We start from the raw sequence: 19,460 nt of genomic DNA, 5'->3' as shown, positions 1-19,460 counted from the left end.
CGGCGGGTGTCGTCATCGGCAGCTGGCCCGGGGCGCCCGGCCTGGCCGAGCGCTGCAATCTGGCGGACCTGCCGGACGTGAGCGGGCTTGCGCTGCTGGGGGCGGTCCCGGAGGGGGCGGCGGCCCGGCCCCCGGACGCCTTCCGGACGGCCGCACCCGGCTGGCTGGCCCCGCGCCTGCACGGGACGTGGGACGCGGAGGCGTTCCGCGCCCGCGAGGCTCCCTGACCGCGCCCCCGGGACCGCCGGAGGGGGGTGCGGGACGGGCGCCGCGGGGGAGAATTGCGGTACGGCCCGTCCAGGGAGGTCCTCATGCGCCTACGGTCCGCCCGCTCCGCCGGTCAGAACCGGGACTGTGTGCACCATCCGCTGTTCGCCCGCTGGTACGCCCGGGCGAGCGTGGCGGCGGAGTCCCGCATGGGGATGGCCCGGGTGCGGCGCCGCCTGCTCGACGGACTGTCCGGCCGGGTGCTCGAGGTGGGCGCCGGCAACGGCCTGAACTTCGCGCACTATCCGGACACTGTCGCCGAGGTGGTGGCCATCGAACCGGAGCGCCGGCTGCGTTCCCTCGCCGTGGAGTCGGCGCTGCGCGCCCGGGTGCCGGTGGACGTGGCACCGGGAGCGGCGGAGGCCCTGCCGGTCAAGAGCGAGGCGTTCGACGCGGTGGTGGTCTCCCTGGTGCTGTGCAGCGTGCGGGACGTGCCCCGGGCGCTCGCGGAGTTCCGGCGGGTGCTGCGGCCGGGCGGCGAGGTGCGGTTCTTCGAGCACGGCAGTGGGGGCGGCCGCGCCATGCGGCTCACCCAGCGGGCGCTGGACCGGACGGTGTACCCGCCGCTGGCCGGCGGCTGCCACCTGGCCCGCGACCCGGTCGCGGCGCTGCGGGAGGCCGGGTTCGTCCTCGGGCCGTACCGGCGGATGCTGATGCCCGAGGACGGGCCGGTGCTGCCCACGTCGTACTGCTCGCTCGGCACGGCGTGGCGTCCGGTGACGGACGGGTCGGAGCCTCCGGCTGAGGCGTCGGGGCCGGTCGGCGGGCGTTGAGCGGGTCGTCCTCCGGGGCACATGGTGCGGTGCGTGGGCGGGGGCGGGCGCGAGGCGGCCGGACCGGGTGCCCCTTACACCGGCATCGGGATCCGGCACCTGGGGCGGAGACGGTCCCGCACCCACGGGGGATACCGGGTGTGGACCGCGTCACATTACCCTCGGGCGCGACAGACACGACGGGGCGCCCGGACGCCGCATCCGCGTCCACCCCGCCCACCCCCAGGAGGCGGTCTTGTCCACACCAGCTGCGGAGCACGCCCCCGGCCTCGCGTCGGCCGACGGGATCGCGGCCCGCGCCCGCGGCCTGACCAAGGCGTACGGATCGGGCGAGACCGCCGTGCTCGCCCTGGACTCGGTGGACGTGGACATCGTGCGCGGCCGGTTCACCGCCGTGATGGGGCCGTCGGGGTCGGGGAAGTCCACGCTCATGCACTGCCTGGCCGGGCTGGACACGGTGTCGGCGGGCCAGGTGTGGCTCGGGGACACCGAGATCACCGGCCTCCGGGACCGGGAACTGACCCGTCTGCGCCGCGACCGGATCGGGTTCATGTTCCAGTCGTTCAACCTCATCCCGACGCTGAACGCGCTGGAGAACATCACGCTGCCCATGGACATCGCGGGCCGGAAGCCGGACGAGGGGTGGCTGGAGCAGGTGATCGAGACCCTGGGGCTGCGGGACCGGCTCAGGCACCGGCCCGCGCAGCTGTCCGGCGGCCAGCAGCAGCGGGTGGCCTGCGCGCGGGCGCTGGCGTCGCGGCCCGAGCTGATCTTCGCGGACGAGCCGACCGGCAACCTCGACTCGCGGGCCGGGCTGGAGGTGCTCGGCATGCTCCGCGAGGCCGTGGACCGGCTGGGCCAGTCCGTCGTCATGGTCACCCACGACCCGGGCGCCGCCGCCCACGCGGACCTGGTGCTGTTCCTGGCGGACGGCCGCATCGTCGACGAGATGCAGCGGCCCACGGCGGAGGCCGTGCTGGAGCGGATGAAGCGCTTCGACGTGATCCGCGCCAAGGCCGACGGCGCGGGGCTCCCGCCCGGAGCCGCACCCGGCGCGGCCGCCGACGAGGGCACCGCCGCCGCCCCGGCGGAGCGGGCCGGACACGGCGAGGACTGAGACCGTGCTGAAGGCGACGCTGAGGAGCTTCCTCTCCCACAAGGGCCGGCTGCTGCTGTCGGCGCTGGCCGTCGTGCTGTCCGTGGCGTTCGTCGCGGGCAGTCTGATCTTCTCCGACACGGTCTCCCGCACCTTCGACCGTCTCTTCGCGTCCTCGTCCGCCGACGTCACCGTGACACCCCGGGAGGATCTGGAGGCCTCGGTGCCGACGGGTGCGGTCAGCACCCTGCCGGCGTCGCTCGCCGAGCGGCTGTCGGCGCTGGACGGCGTCGCGTCGGCCCACCCGGACGTGGAGGCCGACAACATCACGGTGGTCGACGAGGACGACCGGTCGGTCGGCTCGACCACCGGGGCGCCCACCCTCGCCGTGGACTGGCACGTCAGCGAGCAGAGTGTCGTCGAGCTGACCTCCGGCAGCGCCCCGCGCGGCCCCGGCCGGGCGGTCCTGGACGCGGACACCGCCGACTCCAAGGACGTCGGGATCGGGGACACCCTGACGGTGCAGGCGCAGCCCGGCTCGTTCCGGGTGGAGATCGTCGGGATCGCGACGTTCACCACCACCAACCCGGGGGCGGCGCTGGTCTTCCTCGACCCCGAGGTCGCCGCGACGGAGTTGCTGGGCTCCGCCGACCTGGCGACCAGCATCTCCCTGACGGCCGCCCCGGGCGTGTCCGACGACGTGCTGAAGCAGCGGGTGACCGCCGAACTGGGGCCGGGCGCCTACGAGGTGCGCACCGCCGACGAGAACGCGCAGACGGCCGCCGAGCAGCTCGGCGGGTTCCTCGACGTGATCAAGTACGTCATGCTCGGATTCGCCGGAATCGCTGTGCTGATGGGCGTGTTCCTGATCGTCAACACGTTCTCGATGCTGATCGCCCAGCGCACGCGCGAACTCGGGCTGCTCCGCGCGATCGGCGCCGACCGGCGGCAGGTGCGCCGTTCGGTGCTGACCGAGGCCGTGCTGCTGGGTGTGGTCGGCTCGACGCTGGGTCTGGCGGCGGGCATCGGGCTCGCCTTCGGCCTGATCGGGCTGATGAGCACCGTCGGCATGAACCTGAAGGCCGCGGAGATCGTCATCGGCTGGGTCACGCCGGTGTCGGCCTACGCCGTCGGCGTGGGCGTGACCTTCGTCGCCGCCTACCTCCCGGCGCGCCGCGCGGCGGGCGTGTCGCCGATGGCGGCGCTCGCGGACGCCGAGATCGCCGACGTGGGGCGGCCGTTGCGCACGCGCGCGGTGGCCGGTTCCGCGCTGGGGGCGCTGGGCGCCGCGGCACTCGTGGGCTGCGCGCTGTCCGAGGAGACCTCGACCGCGGCGTCCCTGCTGGGCCTCGGGGTCGTCCTCACGCTGGTCGCCACGGTCGTCGCCGGGCCGCTGCTGGTGCGGCCGGTGATCCGGGTGCTCGGGGCCGCCTTCCCGGTGCTGTTCGGTCCGGTGGGGCGGATGAGCCAGCGCAACGCCCTGCGCAATCCGCGCCGGACGGGTGCCACCGCCGCCGCCCTGATGGTGGGACTCGCCCTGGTCGGCGGCATGTCGGTGGCCAGCGCCTCGATGTCCCGTTCCTTCGACGAGCAGATCGACAAGACGCTGGGCGCGGACTTCGTCGTCCAGAACGCCAACTTCCTGCCCTTCTCCCAGGAGGTCACCGACCGGGTGCGGGACACGGAGGGCGTCGGGCTGGTGGTGCGGCAGCGGTTCGCCCCGCTGGCCGTGCACCTGCCGGACGGGGAGCGGATCGAGACGACCGCCGCCGGCTACGACGACGAGGTCGACGACGTCGCGAACGTCACCTACGCGAGCGGCGACACCGCGGCGGCCCTGGCCGACGGCAGCATCGCGATGGACGCCGACTTCGCCGAGGACCACGGCGTCCGCGTCGGCACCGCCGTGCCGGTCGAGTTCCCCGGCGGGCAGCGCACCGAGCTGACCGTGGCCGCCCTCACGGACATGGCGGGCGGCGAGGGCTTCGGCATGCAGGGCGGGCTGTTCATGGGCATCGCCACGGTGGAGAAGTACCTGCCCGGCGGGCAGGAGTCCTCGCTGTACGTGAACGCGGCGCCGGGCACGGAGGCGGACGTCCTGGGCGACCGCCTCAAGACGGCCCTCGAGCCCTACCCGCAGGTCCAGGCGCGCGACCAGGCCGAGTACAAGGACCTGGTGCACGACCAGATCGCGGTCCTGCTGTACCTCGTCTACGCGCTGCTCGGGCTGGCGATCATCATCGCGGTGCTCGGCGTGGTCAACACCCTCGCGCTGTCGGTGGTGGAGCGCACCCGGGAGATCGGGCTGCTGCGGGCGATCGGACTGGCCCGGCGGCAGCTGCGGCGGATGATCCGGCTGGAGTCGGTGGTGATCGCGGTCTTCGGCGCGGTGCTGGGACTGGCGCTGGGCCTGGTGTGGGGCGTGTGCACGCAGCAGGTCCTGGCCCTGCAGGGCATGACCGCGTTCGCCGTCCCCTGGGGCACGATCGTCCTGGTGGTCGTCGGCTCGGCCGTCGTCGGCATCGCCGCGGCCCTGCTGCCGGCGCTGCGCGCGTCGCGGATGAACGTCCTGGAGGCCATCGCGCACGACTGAGGGCGGAATACGACGGGGAGCAGTGCGGGCGGGTGGTCCGGATCGTGGAATTCCCCGGTCGGGGCGCGTGCCGCGTGCTGTGATCGGGGCATGAACGAGCTGCGCACACGGGCCGCCACGGCCGCCGACGTCGACGCCGTGCTGGCCTTCTGGAAAGTGGCCGCGGAGGGCACCAGCATCAGCGACGACCGGACCGGCGTGGAACGGCTGGTCGCCCGGGACCCCGAGGCGCTGATCCTCGCCGAGCAGGACGGTGAACTCGCCGGGACGGTGATCGCCGGCTTCGACGGCTGGCGCTGCCACCTGTACCGGCTGGCGGTGCATCCGGAGCGCCGCCGGCAGGGCGTCGCCTCCGCGCTGCTCGCGGCGGCGGAGGAGCGTTTCACGGCCCTGGGCGGGCGTCGCGCCGACGCGATGGTGCTGCGGGACAACGCCACCGCCCACCGTGCCTGGCGCGCCGCCGGGTACGGGCCCGAGGAGCGGTGGCGGCGCTGGGTGAAGCCGCTCGGCGCGTGATCCACAGGCCGGCGATCCGCCTTTTGCCCATCCTTTACTCTTGGATGGCCACTCGGTCCTCCATGAAAGGTTGTGTGCGTCCGCCCATGGGCGAGCCTCCCTGTACGCGCCGTCGCGCATGCGTCCCGGTCCTGTCCGACCATGGGACGGAGGTGTCCCGATGACCGAAGTGCTCCTCCTGCTGGTCGCGATCCTGCTCTCGCTCGCCTGCGGCGCGTTCGTCGCGGCCGAGTTCTCCCTCACCACGGTCGAGCGGGCCGAGCTGGAGCGCGCGGTCGAGCGCGGCGAACGGGGCGCCGCGGGTGCCCTCAAGGCGGTACGGAACCTGACGTTCCAGCTGTCCGGCGCGCAGCTCGGCATCACCGTCACCAACCTGGTGGTCGGCATGCTCTCGGAGCCGTCGATCGCGGCGCTGATCTCCGGGCCGCTGAAGAGCATCGGGGTCTCCGAGTCCGCGTCCCGCTCGCTGGCGCTGGTGATCGGCACGGCCCTGTCGACGGTGTTCCTGATGGTGGTCGGCGAGCTGGTGCCGAAGAACTGGGCGATCTCCTCGCCGCTGGCCGTCGCCAAGCGGGTGGGCAACGCGCAGCGCTGGTTCAGCGCCGCTTTCCGGCCCTTCATCACCCACCTGAACAACACGGCCAACCACATCGTGCGCCGCATGGGGCTGGAACCCGCCGAGGAGCTGGAGTCGGCGCGCGGACCGCAGGAGCTCGCGGCGCTCGCCCGGCACAGCGCCAAGGAGGGCGCCCTGGAGCCGGACACCGCGGAGCTGTTCGTCCGCACCCTGAACCTGGCGGACCTCACCGCGCAGAACGTGATGACGCCCCGCGTCCAGGTCGTCGCCCTGGAGGTCCAGGCGACCTGCGAGGACGTGGCGAACGCGACGCGTGCCACCGGCCTGTCCCGGTTCCCCGTCTACCGCGGCACCCTGGACGCCGTGGTGGGCACCGCGCACGTCAAGGACGTCCTGGCGGTGCCGGCGGAGCGCCGGGCGCGGGTGCCGGTGTCCGAGATGATGCGCGATCCGCTGCTGGTCCCCGAGTCGCTGACCGTCGACCGGCTGCTGGACCGGCTCTCCGGCCGCCGCACCATGGCCGTCGTCATCGACGAGTACGGCGGCACGGCGGGCGTCGCCACCCTGGAGGACATCGTCGAGGAGGTCGTCGGGGAGGTCCGCGACGAGCACGACCCGCACGAGACGCCCGACCTGGCGCGGGCCGGCGCCGACGAGGACGGGCACGCCCTCTTCTCGGCCGACGGCTCGGCGCGCATGGACCAGCTCACCCGGGTCGGCCTGCGCGCCCCGGAGGGGCCCTACGAGACGCTGGCCGGCCTCGTCGCCACCCGGTTGGGCCGGATCCCGGCGGTCGGGGACGTGTGCGAGGTCTCCGGCTGGCGGGTGGAGGTGGTGGACGCGACCGGCCGCCGGGCCGCGCGCCTGCTGCTGCACGCGCCGCTCGACGACGACCGCCGCTCCCCCGGCGACGGCGAGGACGACGGCGGCCACGACGGCGCGCCGGGCGGGAAACCCGCGGCGGACGGCACCCGGGGCGGGCACCGGCACGACGACAAGGGGGCGCGGCGATGACCGCCGTACAGCTGCTGATCGGTCTGGCGACGCTCGTCGTCAACGCCTTCTTCGTGGGCGCCGAGTTCGCGTTGATCTCGGTGCGCCGCAGTCAGATCGAGCCGCACGCCGACCGGGGCGACCGGCGCGCCCGGAGCGTGCTGTGGGGGCTGGAGCACGTGTCCGCGCTGATGGCGGCCGCGCAGCTCGGCATCACCCTGTGCACCCTGGTCCTCGGTGTGGTCGCCGAGCCGGCCATCGCGCATCTGCTGGAGCCGGTGTTCGAGGCCGTGGGCGTCCCGGCGGGCGCGGGGCACGCGGTGTCGTTCGTGATCGCGCTGACGCTCGCCACGTATCTGCACATGCTGCTCGGCGAGATGGTGCCGAAGAACGTCGCGCTGGCGGAGCCCACCCGCAGCGCCCTGCTGCTGGGCCCGCCGCTGGTGGCGCTCTCCCGTGCCCTGCGCCCGGTGATCTTCACCATCAACGCCTTCGCGAACGCGCTGCTGAAGCTGCTGCGGGTCGACGTGCGCGACGAGGTCGTGGCGTCCTTCTCGGACGCGGAGCTGGCGCAGATCGTGAAGGACTCCGGTGAGGCCGGGCTGATCGACGACCGTGCGCGCGAGCGGCTGAACGACGCCCTGGAGCTGGGCCGCCGGCCGGTGCGGGACGTGGTGATGCCGCTGGAGCGGGTGGTGTACGCCCGCCTGGGGGTCACCCCGGAGGGGCTGGAGGCGCTGTCGGTGGAGTCCGGCTTCTCCCGCTTCCCGGTGGTGGACGAGGGGCGGCGCATCGTCGGCTACCTGCACGTCAAGGACGCCCTCGACGCCTCGCCCAGGGACATGCCGTTCCGGCTGCGGGACATGCGCGCCATCGCGCGGGTGCGGGAGAGCACCCCGCTGGACGACGTCATCACCGCCATGCGCGGCAGCCGCACGCACCTGGCGGCCGTGCTGGGCGCCGACGGGAAGCTGGCCGGGCTGGTCACCATGGAGGACGTGCTGCAGGAGCTGTTCGGGCAGCGGGCCTGAGACCCAGGTCCGGGGCCGACCGACCGCTGGGTATGTCCACCGGATACCATCGGTTGCGCCATGCAGACGAACCCCACCCACACCAGCCTGGTCGCGGTCGGCGACTCCTTCACCGAAGGCATGTCGGACCTCCTGCCCGACGGAACGTACCGGGGCTGGGCGGATCTCCTGGCCGCCCGGATGGCGGCCGTCACGCCCGGTTTCCGCTACGCGAACCTCGCCGTGCGCGGCAAGCTGATCCAGCAGATCGTCGACGAGCAGGTGGACGTGGCGGCGGCCATGCGCCCCGACGTGATCACCCTCGTCGGGGGCCTCAACGACACGCTGCGCCCCAAGTGCGACATGGTCCGGGTCCGCGACCTGCTGACCGAGGCGGTGGAGCGGCTGGCCCCGAACTGCAAGCAGCTGGTGCTGATGCGCAGCCCCGGCCGTCAGGGACCGGTGCTGGAGCGGTTCCGTCCGCGCATGGAGGCGCTGTTCGCCTGCGTCGAGGAACTCGCCGGGCGGCACGACGCGCTGGTGGTGGACCTGTACGGCGCTCCCGCGCTCTCCGACCCCCGGCTGTGGGACGTGGACCGGCTGCACCTGACGGCCGAGGGGCACCGCCGGGTCGCGGAGGCGGTGTGGCAGACGCTGGGCCACCCGCCCGAGGACCCGGACTGGGCGATCCCGCCGGCGGCGACCCTGCCGCCGGGCTGGGCCTCCCGCCGGGTCGCGGACGTCCGCTTCGCCCGCCGGCACCTGCTGCCCTGGATCGGCCGCCGGCTGACCGGCCGCTCCTCCGGCGACGGCCTGCCGCCCAAGCGTCCCGACCTGCTGCCGTACGACCACGGGTGACCCGCGGCTTGGAGGTTCCGCCGAATCACCCCGTGGCGGCTGCCTGCAGGAACCGCCAGTAGACTCCGTACACGTGACTGCTGCGCCTGCCAAGCCCCGTATCCCGAACGTCCTCGCCGGACGTTACGCCTCCGCCGAGCTCGCCACGCTCTGGTCGCCCGAGCAGAAGGTGAGGCTGGAGCGGCAGCTCTGGCTCGCCGTGCTGCGGGCCCAGAAGGACCTGGGGATCGACGTGCCGGACGCGGCGATCGCCGACTACGAGCGCGTCCTCGACCAGGTCGACCTGGCGTCGATCGCGGAGCGCGAGAAGGTCACCCGGCACGACGTGAAGGCACGGATCGAGGAGTTCAACGACCTCGCCGGACACGAGCACGTCCACAAGGGGATGACCTCCCGGGACCTCACCGAGAACGTCGAGCAGCTGCAGATCCGGCTGTCGCTGGAGCTGATGCGGGACCGCACGGTCGCCGTGCTGGCGCGGCTGGGCCGGCTGGCCGGGGAGTACGGCGAGCTGGTCATGGCCGGGCGCTCGCACAACGTGGCCGCGCAGGCCACCACGCTCGGCAAGCGGTTCGCGACCGCCGCCGACGAACTGCTGGTGGCCCACGGCCGGGTGGAGGAACTGCTGGGCCGCTACCCGCTGCGCGGCATCAAGGGCCCGGTCGGCACGGCCCAGGACATGCTGGACCTGCTCGGCGGTGACGCGGACCGGCTGGCGGAGCTGGAACGGCGGATCGCCGGGCACCTGGGCTTCTCCGAGGCGTTCACCTCGGTCGGCCAGGTCTACCCGCGGTCGCTGGACTACGAGGTGGTGACCGCGCTGGTGCAGCTGGCGGCGGCGCCGTCGTCGCTGGCGAAGACGATCCGCCTGATGGCGGGGCACGAGCTGGTCACCGAGGGCTTCAAGCCGGGCCAGGTCGGGTCGTCGGCGATGCCGCACAAGATGAACACCCGCTCCTGCGAGCGCGTCAACGGCCTGATGGTGATCCTGCGCGGATACGCCTCGATGACGGGCGAGCTGGCGGGCGACCAGTGGAACGAGGGCGACGTGTCCTGCTCGGTGGTGCGCCGGGTCGCGCTGCCGGACGCGTTCTTCGCGCTCGACGGGCTGCTGGAGACGTTCCTGACCGTCCTCGACGAGTTCGGCGCGTTCCCCGCGGTCGTCGCCCGCGAGCTGGACCGCTACCTGCCGTTCCTGGCCACCACCAAGGTGCTGATGGGCGCGGTGCGCGCGGGGGTCGGCCGGGAGGTCGCCCACGAGGCGATCAAGGAGAACGCGGTCGCCACGGCGCTGGCGATGCGGGAGCAGGGCGCCGAGCGCAACGACCTGCTGGACAAGCTGGCCGCCGACGAGCGTCTGCCGCTGAGCCGGGCCGAGCTGGAGGCGCTGATGGCGGACAAGCTGTCCTTCACCGGTGCCGCGGCCGGCCAGGTCGCCGCCGTGGCGGGGCGGATCGACGCGATCGTCAAGCAGCACCCGGAGGCCGCCGGCTACTCCCCCGGGGCGATCCTCTGACCCGCTCCGTGCCCCGTTTCACGCGCGAGGAGCTGGAGGCCGCCCGTGGCCGGCTGGTGCCGGACGTGGTCGCGGACGGCCTCGACGTCCTGTTCTGCGGCATCAACCCGGGCCTGATGACGGCCGCGACAGGCCACCACTTCGCCCGCCCGGGCAACCGCTTCTGGCCCGCCCTGCACCGTTCCGGCTTCACACCGCGGCTGCTGGCGCCCGCGGAGCAGGAGGAGTTGCCGGGCTACGGGCTCGGCATCACCAACGTGGTGGCCCGGGCGTCGGCCCGGGCGGACGAGCTGACCGCGCGGGAGTACCAGGAGGGCGGGCGGCTGCTCGCCGAGAAGGTGACCCGGCTGCGGCCACGCTGGCTGGCGGTGCTGGGGGTCACCGCCTACCGGGTGGCGTTCGACGACCGCGCCGCCCGGGTGGGGCCGCAGGACCGCACGATCGGTGACACACGGGTGTGGGTGCTGCCCAACCCGAGCGGGCTCAACGCGCACTGGACGCCCACGACCCTGGCGGAGGAGTTCGCCCGGCTGCGGGAGGCCGCGCGGGCGTAGCGTCCCCCTGCCCGCCTCCCCGGGGCGGTCAGACCGGCGGTATGGCGCTGACCACCGCCAGCAGCTGCACCCCGTCGGCGCCGTCCCGGTCGGCGACGGCGACCGCGGCCCACCGTCCCGTCCCCTCCACCTCCCACAGCCACGCCGTGCCGGCCCGGGCGCTCAGCCACGCCCAGGGCTCGGGTATCTCCTCGCGCTCGGTCCGCAGCAGGACGGTCTGCAGGTTCCACAGGCCGGGCGGGCCCCAGCGCGCGGTCAGCCGCTCGCGCAGGGCCTCGCACTCCGCCTCTATCTGCTCGACGGTCGCCGCCCACGACGCGGGGTCGGCGCGCAGGGAGTGACTGCCCGCCAGCACCACGACGTGGTGTCCCGGTCCCCGGGGACCACCGTGCGACGAGCCGTGGTCCGCCGGGAAGGGGCGGACGCACAGCTCGTCGAGGAGGGCCATGTGCCGGGCGATGTCCATGGGTTCCAGTAAACCCGGCACCACTGACACTTGGCGGGGCGTCAGCAGGCCCCTCTGTCAGGCGTCCCGGCGGCGCAGGCTCCACGCGCCGGCCAGCAGGGCCGCCGCCGTCCACAGCGCGCTCACGGCAAGTCCCGCCCAGGGGCCGAGGATTCCGTCGTAGGACTGGTGGAGGATCACCTGGCCGGCCCGGTCCGGCAGGACGTCGGCGAACGTGCCGGACATGTCGCCGACCACGAAGGACACCATGAGGATGAACGGGATCAGCACGGACAGCGTGGCCACCTGGCTGCGCAGCACCGTGGCGAGCCCGGCGGAGAACAGCGCCATCAGCATCAGGTAGACGGCGCAGCCCACCACGGCACGGACCTGCTCGCCGACGGTGAGACCGCTCGCCGCCGAACCGAGCCCCGCACGACCCGCCACGAGGCCCGCCACGGCCGTGGGCAGGCCCACCAGCAGCACGGGGACGGCGATCGACACGATCTTCGCGGCGTACCACCGGCCGCGCTGCGGGACCGCCGCCAGCGACTGCCGCAGGGCGCCGTTGTGGAATTCCGCCGACACGGCCATGGCGCCGAAGCACACGGCGGCGATCTGCCCGAACACGACCCCGAACAGGGCCGTGAACAGCGGGTCGAATTCCGGATCCGCCGTCTCGGAGGTGGCGGAGAGCGCCGAGAAGGCCGTGGTCGCGGCGAACATCGCGAAGAGGGCGCCGGGCTGCGAGCGGACGGTGCGGACCTTGAGCCACTCGGAGCGGAGCACGGGTGCGAACGACATGGTCAGGCCTCCTGGTGGCGGGCGGCGAACTCGGTCTCGGTCTCGGTCAGGTCGAGGTACGCCTGTTCCAGCGTCCCCTCGTCCGCCGCGAGTTCGAGGATCGGCACCCCCGCGGCGGAGGTGAGGCGCCCGATGTCCTCCACCCGGGCGTCCGACACCGTCCAGTGCCCGTCCGGGTGGTCCAGGACGTCGTGGCCGGTACCGGCCAGGGCGGCTCTGAGCGCGGCCGGGTCGGACGTGCGGACCCGGACCGCGGGCCGCACCCGCCCCTCGATGAAGTCCCGCAGCGGGGTGTCGGCCAGCAGCCGCCCCCGTCCGAGGACGATCAGGTGGTCCGCGAACGAGGCGGTCTCGTTCATCAGATGGCTGGAGACCAGCACCGTCCGTCCCTCGTCGGCCAGCCGGCGCAGCAGGGTGCGGATCCACACGATGCCCTCGGGATCAAGGCCGTTGGACGGTTCGTCGAGCAGGACCACCTCGGGGTCGCCGAGCAGCGCGGCGGCGATGCCCAGCCGCTGGCGCATGCCCAGGGAGTAGGTCCGCACCCGGTTGCGGGCCGCCGAGGCCAGCCCCGACTCCTCCAGCACCTCGTCCACCCGGCGGTCCGGGATGCGGTGGCTGGCGGCCAGGACCCGCAGGTGGTCGCGGCCACTGCGGTTGCCCCGCGCGGCCTGCGCGTCGAGCAGGGCACCGACGTGGTGCAGGGGCTGTTCCAGCGTGGCGTAGGCGCGGCCGCCGACGGTCGCCGTGCCCGAGGTCGGGTGGTCGAGGCCGAGCACCAGGCGCATGGTGGTGGACTTGCCGGCGCCGTTGGGGCCGAGGAAGCCGGTGACGCGGCCCGGCCGCACACGGAAGGTGAGGTGGTCGACGGCTCGCCGGGTGCCGTACTCCTTGGTGAGGTCCTTGACGTCGATGCTGGTCATGAGCTCAGCTTGGCCGCCGGACCGGGCCCCGGACCTCCCCCGGGCGGGGAGATCCGCTCCCCCGTGCGGGGGAGGCGACGGCGGGCGGACGCCTGACATGATGCCGGGATGATCCGCTTCCTGCGTCCGTTCCTGCGCGGGACCACCTACACCCGTCAGTTGCACCTGTGGGTGCCCGCGCTGCCGTTCACCATCTGGGTGTTCATCCATCCCACGACGCCCTGGTTGCCCGCCTTCGTGGTCGTTCCGATGGGGCTGATCCCGGGGGTGCGCAGGCTGGAGGGCGTCCAGGCGCGGTTGCTGCTGACTCCCGGTGAGCGGGATCCCGGCATCTCGCAGGAACCGTCGGCGACCTGGCGCGACCGGCGGCGCACCGCACTCTGGCTCGTGGTGCGGCTGGTCCTGGGGGCGGTGGCGACGATCGTCACGGTGTGGCTGCCGCTGCTGTCCGTCTCGCTGATCCAGGTGGCCGTGGGGAGCGTGCCCGGGGGTGTGCCGATTCTGGAGGACGCGCCCCGCCACTGGGCGTACGCGCTGCTCGCGCCGCTCCCGTTGATCGCGTTCGGCGCGGGCGTGGTGGGGCTGGGCGAGCTGATCACCGCTGCCGCGCGCCGGCTGCTCGGCCCCTCCCCCGCCGAGCGGCTGGCCGCGCTGGAGGCGCGGACCGAGCAGCTCCTGGAGCGCACGCGGATCGCCCGGGAGCTGCACGACTCCATCGGCCACGCGCTGACGGTCGCCGTCCTGCAGGCCGGCGCCGCCCGGACGGCGGGCGACCCGGCCTTCACGGACCGGGCGCTGGGCGCCATCGAGGAGACGGGCCGGGCGGCCCTGGAGGATCTGGACCGGGTTCTGCGCGTCCTGCGCGAGCAGGAGAAGCCCGTCGGCAGCCGTCCCGCACTCCTGGACGCCGACCGCCTGCTGGAGTCGGCCCGGGCGTCCGGAGCGACGGTCGACGCCGAGGTGACCGGGCCGGTGGAGACGGTGCCGGGTCCGGTGTCCCGGGAGGGCTACCGCATCCTCCAGGAGGCGCTGACGAACGTGCTGCGGCACGCCGGGGCGGTCCCCGTGCGGGTCCGGATCGGCGTCGCCGACGGCACGTTGTGCCTGGACGTGCGCAATCCGTTGCCTCGCGACGCTCCCGGCCACCGGGAGGGCAGCGGCCTGCGGGGCATACGGGAGCGCGCCGCGCTCCTGGGCGGACGCGCGTGGACGGGGCCCGAGCAGGGTGACTGGAGGGTGCGCGCCGAGCTGCCGGTGGCCTGACCCGTCGGTGCCGACCGGTGCGCAGCCGCCGCGCCGCGCCGCGCTCGAGGTGTACGGCGGTGCCCGGAGCCCGCGAAGGCCGGTGCCCGGCGACCCTCGGATGCGGCGGGGTCCGGGGCACGCTCTAGGCTGTCCGCATGCCGGTCACCGTCCTGCTCGTCGACGACGAACCGCTGGTGCGTGCGGGTCTGCAGGCCGTGCTGGAGGCCCAGCCCGACATCGAGGTGGTCGGCGAGGCCGCCGACGGCGCGGCGGTGATCCCGCTGGTGCGGCAGCTCCGCCCGGACGTGGTGGCCATGGACGTGCGGATGCCGCTGATGGACGGCATCGAGGCGACCCGGACCCTGCTGCGGACGGTCGACGCGCCGCCGAAGATCCTCGTGGTGACCACCTTCGAGAACGACGAGTACGTCTACGACGCGCTGCGCGCGGGTGCCGACGGGTTCCTGTTGAAGCGGGCCCGCCCGGCGGAGATCGTGCACGCGGTGAGGCTGGTCGCCGACGGCGACTCCCTGCTGTTCCCGGCCTCGGTGCGGCAACTGGCCGCCGCCTACGGCGGGGGCGAACGGGCGGAGGACTCCCCGTCGTTGCCGGCACGGCTGACCGACCGCGAGGGGGAGGTGCTCCGGCTGATGGCGCGGGGGCTGTCCAACGCGGAGATCGCCGACCGGCTCGTCGTGGGGACGGAGACGGTGAAGTCGCACGTCAGCAGCCTGCTCGCGAAGCTGGGGGCGCGGGACCGCACGCAAGCGGTGATCGCCGCGTACGAGTCGGGCTTCGTGACGCCCCGTTGAGGGCGCGGGCCGCGGGGCCCGGGTGACCGGAGGTCGCCGGGGTGCGCCGCGCCGAGTACGATCCGGCCAACACCCGCACGAGCTCGGAGGACGGACGGTGGGTCGGCTGACCGGCGGGGACCCCTCGCTGTTGCGGAGGATCAACTCCGCGGTGGTGCTCCACGCGTTGCGGTCCGCGGACTGCGCGACGCTGACCGAGATCAGCGGTGTCACCGGGCTGTCCCGGCCCACCGTCGAGGGCGTCGTGGAGGGTCTCATCGAGGCCGGGCTGGTGGCGGAGAAGGCCGCCGAGGAGGGCACCGCCCGGCGGCAGGGGCGGCCGGCCCGGCGGTTCCGGTTCCGTACCGAGGCCGGGCATCTGCTGGGCCTGGAGATCGGCCCGCACCGGGTGAGCGCACTGCTGTCCGGGCTGGACGGGCGGATCATCGGGGCCCAGGCCAAGGAGGTGCGGGAGACGGCGACGGCCGACGAGCGGCTGGAGCGGCTGCGGACGGCCGTCACCGAGCTGCTGCGCCGGGCCGGGGTCGCCCGGGACTCGCTGCGTGCCGTGGGTGTGGGCACGCCCGGCATCGTCGAGGCGGACGGCACGGTGCGGCTGGGCACGGCCCTTCCCGGGTGGACGGGGCTGGGGCTGGGCGAGCGGCTGGGCCGGTCCTTCCCCTGCCCGGTGCTGGTGGAGAACGACGCCAACGCGGCCGTGGTCGCCGAGCACTGGAAGGGCGCGGCGACCGACTCCGACGACGTCGTCTTCGTGCTGGCCGGGCTGAGCCCGGGTGCCGGTTCACTGATCGGCGGCCGGCTGCACCGGGGCTACGGCGGGGCGGCCGGAGAGATCGGCGCGCTGCACCTGCTGGGCCGGGAGGTGACCCCGGAGACGCTGCTGTCCACGACGGACGAGCCGCTGCACCCGTTGGACGAGCAGGCGGTCGCCCAGGTCTTCGCGCAGGCGCGGGAGGGCGATCTGCGGGCGGTCGCGGCCATGGAGCGCTTCATCCAGCGGCTGGTCCACGACGTGGCGGCGCTGGTGCTGGCCCTCGACCCGGAGCTGGTGGTGATCGGCGGCTGGGCGGCCGGCCTGGACGGTGTGCTGGCGCCGCTGCGCCGCGAGCTGGCCCGCTACTGTCTGCGCCCGCCCAAGGTGGCCCTGTCCCTCCTCGGGGAGGCGGTGGTCGCCACCGGTGCGCTGCGGCTGGCCCTGGACCACGTGGAGCAGCAACTCTTCGCCGTCGAGGGGACGGTGACGGCCCGCCGGTAGGTGAGGGTCCTCCGGCTGGTCACGCCCGCCGGTGGCGGCCTGCGGGCAAGCCGTCCGGGGCATACGCGCGACCGCCCCGGGCGCGCCGTCGCGTGACGGCGCGACCGCCCCGGGCGCGCCGTCGCGTGACGGCGGTCCGGGGGCGGAGGCGGTGGTCAGGAGGCGTGGCGTTCCGGGCCGTGGTGGATCTCGACGCCGCCGGAGTCACCGAAGGTGAGCCGGCAGGTGTCGGCACGGTAGGTGGCCACGGACAGCGCGGCCGTGCGGCCCCGGGCGACGAAGCGGGTGGTGACGACGAGGACGGGCGCGCCGGGCAGGCGGTCCAGTTCCCGGGCGTCGTCGGCGCGGGCGGAGCCCAGCTCCACGGCGTTCTCCTGCCCCTCCAGCTCCAGGCGCTGCAGCTCCCGCAGGACCGCACGCGCGCGGGCCGGTCCGGACGGGGCGTCGATGCCGGAGAGGTCGGGCACGGAGGACGCGGGGATGTACAGCAGTTCGGCGGCGACGGGCTGGCCCTGCGACACGCGCGAGCGGCGCACCGTGTGGACGGGCTCGTCCTTGCCGGTCCCCAGGGCCTCGGCGATCGCGGCCGACGGCACTTCCAGGGTGCTGTCGAGGGTCTGCCAGGCGTCGTCGGGGCCGCCGGGCCAGGCGTGCTGCTGCGTGCCCACGGACACGCCCACGCGCGGGGGCGCGACGGTCGTGCCGACGCCGCGGCGGCGCTGCAGTCGGCCTTCGAGTTCGAGCTGTTCCAGGGCCTGACGGAGGGTGGCGCGGGCGACACCGAAGCGGGCCGCGAGATCGCGTTCGTTGGGCAGGATCTCACCCACGCTGAACTCGGTCTCCAGCGCTTCGCTGAGCACGGTCCTGAGATGCCAGTACTTCGGTTCCGGCACCGTTTCCAGCTGCGTGGTCCCCACCCTGTCCTCCGCGTTCGCCGTGTGCGGCGGCGTTTTAGCGCCCTTGTTTATTAAAGGTTGTTGCACTTATCAGCGACCATAGGGCGGCCCACACCCTTGGTCAATACCAATCAGCCCGGCGGCGGGGCCCGATCGGGCCGGCCGGCCGCCGGAGCGGGGCGGGGGGCGCTATCCGATGTGGGCCAGGGAACGGAGTTTGTCGGGGTTGCGGATGATGTAGAGGGTCTGGATGCGGCCGTCGGCCACGTCCACCTGGAAGACGGAGTCGGGCCTGCCGCCGGACAGGACGAGCACGGCCGGCCCTCCGTTGACCTCCAGGAAGCGCACGGTGACATCGGGGACGCCCTTGCCCGCGACGCCGGTGAGGAAGCGGGCCACGTGGTCGGCGCCGTGCAGCTCGCGCAGGGGCGCCCGTGCCTTGCCTCCGCTGTCGCCGACGAGGCGCACGTCGGGGGCGAGCAGTTCCAGGAGCTGCTCCAGGCTGCCGCCGGCCGCGGCGGTCAGGAAACGCTCGGTGAGGTCGCGGCGCCGGGCGGGGTCGACCTCGTAGCGCGGGCGCCCCTCGTCGACGTGCCGGCGGGCGCGCCCGGCGAGTTGGCGCACCGCCGGTTCGGCGCGGTCCAGCAGGGCGGCGATCTCCGCGTACGGATAGCCGAAGGCCTCCCGCAGGACGAAGACCGCGCGTTCGAGCGGCGACAGGGACTCCATGACGACGAGCACGGCGAGCGAGACGGAGTCGGCGAGCACGGCCCGTTCGGCGGTGTCGGGGACGGTGTCGCCGAACTCGGTGACGTACGGTTCGGGCAGCCACGGGCCGACGTAGGTCTCGCCGCGCGCCTTGATCTGGCGCAGCCGGTCGATGGCGAGGCGGGTGGTGACGCGTACCAGGAAGGCGCGCGGTTCGCGCACCTCGGACCGGTCGCCGTGCGCCCAGCGCAGCCACGCGTCCTGGACGACGTCCTCGGCGTCGGCCACGCGGCCCAGCATGCGGTAGGCGACGCCCAGGAGGACGGGGCGGTGCTCTTCGAAGGCGTCGGTCACGGTGTCGTCGCTCACCGGGCCATCCCAGCCGACGGGACGGGACGGTGTCCAGGCCGAACCGCCGGGTGCGGAGGGGGCGGGCGCGCGCGTCCGTGCGGATGCGACACCGGGGGCTACCCGTCGGTAGTAATTGCTGACAAGCTGTCTCACGGCGTCAGGCGGCGTCCGGGGTCCGGCACCGCGCCCGGACCACGAGATCCGGCCCACGGGTCCCCGGCCCACGAGTCCCAGACGAGGAGCACCCACCATGTCCGCGACCGTCTCCTTCAAGGTCACCACCCCGCACGGCCCGCACACCGTGACCCTGTCCCACACGCGCGCGGGCCGCGGCGAGCCGCTCCTCCTGCTGCACGGCATCGGCCACCACCGGCAGGCCTGGGACCCCGTGGTGGACATCCTCGCGACGGAGCGCGAAGTGATCGCCGTGGACCTGCCGGGGTTCGGCGCCTCCCCCGCGCTGCCCGGCGGCCTCCCCCACGACCTGCCGACCATGAACGCCGCCCTCGGTGCCCTCTGCGCGGAGCTGGAGATCGGCCGGCCCCACGTGGCGGGCAACTCGCTCGGCGGCCTGCTGGCGCTGGAGATGGGCCGGGCGGGGCTCGCCCGGTCCGTCACCGCGCTCTCCCCCGCCGGGTTCTGGACGCAGGCCGAGCGGCGCTACGCCTTCGGCGTGCTGATCGCGATGCGGCGCCTCGCGGAGCGGATGCCGCTGCCGCTGGTCGAGCGGCTCGCCCGGTCGGCGGCCGGCCGCGCGGCCCTCACCAGCACCATCTACGCCCGCCCCGGGCGCCGCGCGCCGGAGGCCGTGGTCGCCGAGACGCTCGCACTCGCCGGGGCGCCCGCGTTCGCCGAGACCCTGCGCGCGGGCACCACCGTCCGCTTCACGGACGACGTGCCCGGCATCCCGGTCACCGTGGCCTGGGGCGCCAACGACCGGCTCCTGATCCCCCGTCAGGGGGTGCGGGCCAAGCAGATGATCCCGCGCGCCCGGCTGGTGCGGCTGCCGGGCTGCGGTCACGTGCCGATGAACGACGACCCGGCGCTGGTCGCACGCGTCCTCCTCGACGGCAGCCGCTGACGCCTCCGGCGCGGGTGGATGGGCGGGCACCCTTCCGCGCGGGAGGCGGGGCTGTGGGCCCCTCCCGCGCGGAGGGACGGCTCCCTGCCCGGCACCGAGCCGCCGAGCGCGCCGCCCCACCGGCCGGTGAGTGCGCTCGCCGCGCGGAGGACGGATCACGGGCGCCCTCCCGCGCGGGCGAACCGCG

At 74.3% G+C, this 19,460-nt stretch carries 18 protein-coding genes and 1 pseudogene; 14 read left to right on the top strand and 5 right to left on the bottom strand.

Annotated features, from left to right (window positions below; translation table 11 throughout):
* The 10 genes and pseudogenes from G3I53_RS13075 to mug all read left to right on the top strand — a co-directional run.
* Nucleotides 1-227 (top strand): annotated as a pseudogene (locus tag G3I53_RS13075) (dethiobiotin synthase); the annotation flags it as partial.
* Between the two features lie 84 nt (nt 228-311).
* On the top strand, nt 312-1,040 hold the full coding sequence (locus G3I53_RS13070; protein WP_164339393.1) for a class I SAM-dependent methyltransferase: 729 nt from the start codon (nt 312-314) through the stop codon (nt 1,038-1,040).
* 235 nt (nt 1,041-1,275) lie between these two features.
* Nucleotides 1,276-2,157, top strand: coding sequence for an ABC transporter ATP-binding protein (locus G3I53_RS13065; RefSeq protein ID WP_164339391.1), 882 nt, complete (start codon nt 1,276-1,278; stop codon nt 2,155-2,157).
* Nucleotides 2,158-2,161: 4 nt separating this feature from the next.
* Nucleotides 2,162-4,729 carry an ABC transporter permease gene (locus G3I53_RS13060; RefSeq protein ID WP_164339389.1) on the top strand — a complete coding sequence of 856 codons (2,568 nt, stop codon included), beginning with the start codon at nt 2,162-2,164 and terminating at the stop codon, nt 4,727-4,729.
* A 90-nt stretch (nt 4,730-4,819) separates the two neighbouring features.
* Complete coding sequence (locus tag G3I53_RS13055) at nt 4,820-5,245, top strand: GNAT family N-acetyltransferase (protein ID WP_164339386.1); 426 nt, start codon at nt 4,820-4,822, stop codon at nt 5,243-5,245.
* Nucleotides 5,246-5,405: 160 nt separating this feature from the next.
* Nucleotides 5,406-6,836 carry a hemolysin family protein gene (locus G3I53_RS13050; RefSeq protein ID WP_164438361.1) on the top strand — a complete coding sequence of 477 codons (1,431 nt, stop codon included), beginning with the start codon at nt 5,406-5,408 and terminating at the stop codon, nt 6,834-6,836.
* Nucleotides 6,833-7,846, top strand: a complete 1,014-nt coding sequence (locus G3I53_RS13045; protein ID WP_164334220.1) for a hemolysin family protein — start codon at nt 6,833-6,835, stop codon at nt 7,844-7,846. Before G3I53_RS13050 ends, G3I53_RS13045 begins: the two co-directional genes overlap by 4 nt.
* Nucleotides 7,847-7,906: 60 nt before the next feature.
* Complete coding sequence (locus G3I53_RS13040) at nt 7,907-8,683, top strand: SGNH/GDSL hydrolase family protein (protein WP_164334221.1); 777 nt, start codon at nt 7,907-7,909, stop codon at nt 8,681-8,683.
* Nucleotides 8,684-8,756: 73 nt separating this feature from the next.
* Entirely contained in the window at nt 8,757-10,199 is a 1,443-nt protein-coding gene (purB, locus tag G3I53_RS13035; RefSeq protein WP_164334222.1) for an adenylosuccinate lyase, read from the top strand.
* Between the two features lie 8 nt (nt 10,200-10,207).
* Nucleotides 10,208-10,753: a G/U mismatch-specific DNA glycosylase gene (gene mug, locus G3I53_RS13030; protein WP_164334223.1), complete on the top strand. Its 546-nt coding sequence runs from the start codon at nt 10,208-10,210 to the stop codon at nt 10,751-10,753.
* Between the two features lie 28 nt (nt 10,754-10,781).
* On the opposite strand, the gene G3I53_RS13025 is transcribed toward mug, so the two are convergent.
* Genes G3I53_RS13025 through G3I53_RS13015 form a run of 3 tightly spaced genes read right to left on the bottom strand, consistent with a single transcriptional unit; the run spans nt 10,782 to nt 12,925 of the window.
* Nucleotides 10,782-11,219 carry a hypothetical protein gene (locus G3I53_RS13025; RefSeq protein WP_164334224.1) on the bottom strand — a complete coding sequence of 146 codons (438 nt, stop codon included), beginning with the start codon at nt 11,217-11,219 and terminating at the stop codon, nt 10,782-10,784.
* Nucleotides 11,220-11,276: 57 nt separating this feature from the next.
* Nucleotides 11,277-12,002, bottom strand: a complete 726-nt coding sequence (locus G3I53_RS13020) for an ABC transporter permease (RefSeq protein WP_164334225.1) — start codon at nt 12,000-12,002, stop codon at nt 11,277-11,279.
* Between the two features lie 2 nt (nt 12,003-12,004).
* Nucleotides 12,005-12,925, bottom strand: coding sequence for an ABC transporter ATP-binding protein (locus G3I53_RS13015; RefSeq protein ID WP_164334226.1), 921 nt, complete (start codon nt 12,923-12,925; stop codon nt 12,005-12,007).
* Between the two features lie 108 nt (nt 12,926-13,033).
* On the opposite strand from G3I53_RS13015, the gene G3I53_RS13010 reads away from it, so the two are divergent.
* The 3 genes from G3I53_RS13010 to G3I53_RS13000 all read left to right on the top strand — a co-directional run bounded on the left by G3I53_RS13010 (nt 13,034) and on the right by G3I53_RS13000 (nt 16,237).
* Complete coding sequence (locus G3I53_RS13010; RefSeq protein WP_164334227.1) at nt 13,034-14,188, top strand: histidine kinase; 1,155 nt, start codon at nt 13,034-13,036, stop codon at nt 14,186-14,188.
* 137 nt (nt 14,189-14,325) lie between these two features.
* The gene (locus tag G3I53_RS13005) at nt 14,326-14,982 is read left to right on the top strand and encodes a response regulator transcription factor (protein ID WP_164334228.1); all 657 of its coding nucleotides are present in this window, start codon (nt 14,326-14,328) and stop codon (nt 14,980-14,982) included.
* A gap of 97 nt (nt 14,983-15,079) precedes the next feature.
* Nucleotides 15,080-16,237 (top strand): ROK family protein, encoded by a 1,158-nt coding sequence (locus G3I53_RS13000; RefSeq protein WP_164334229.1) that lies wholly within the window; start codon nt 15,080-15,082, stop codon nt 16,235-16,237.
* 155 nt (nt 16,238-16,392) lie between these two features.
* Here the strand turns inward: G3I53_RS13000 and G3I53_RS12995 are convergent, their stop codons facing one another.
* Nucleotides 16,393-17,154 (bottom strand): GntR family transcriptional regulator, encoded by a 762-nt coding sequence (locus tag G3I53_RS12995; protein WP_164334230.1) that lies wholly within the window; start codon nt 17,152-17,154, stop codon nt 16,393-16,395.
* Between the two features lie 168 nt (nt 17,155-17,322).
* On the bottom strand, nt 17,323-18,210 hold the full coding sequence (locus tag G3I53_RS12990) for an RNA polymerase sigma-70 factor (protein ID WP_164334231.1): 888 nt from the start codon (nt 18,208-18,210) through the stop codon (nt 17,323-17,325).
* A 232-nt stretch (nt 18,211-18,442) separates the two neighbouring features.
* Between G3I53_RS12990 and G3I53_RS12985 the strand changes: the two genes are divergently transcribed.
* On the top strand, nt 18,443-19,273 hold the full coding sequence (locus G3I53_RS12985) for an alpha/beta fold hydrolase (RefSeq protein WP_164438360.1): 831 nt from the start codon (nt 18,443-18,445) through the stop codon (nt 19,271-19,273).
* The last annotated feature ends 187 nt before the right edge of the window (nt 19,274-19,460 follow it).

Source organism: Streptomyces sp. SID14436, from assembly GCF_010548465.1.
GTDB lineage: Bacteria > Actinomycetota > Actinomycetes > Streptomycetales > Streptomycetaceae > Streptomyces.
Note: the sequence above shows the minus strand (reverse complement) of the source record. Positions and strands in the feature narration are given on the sequence as shown.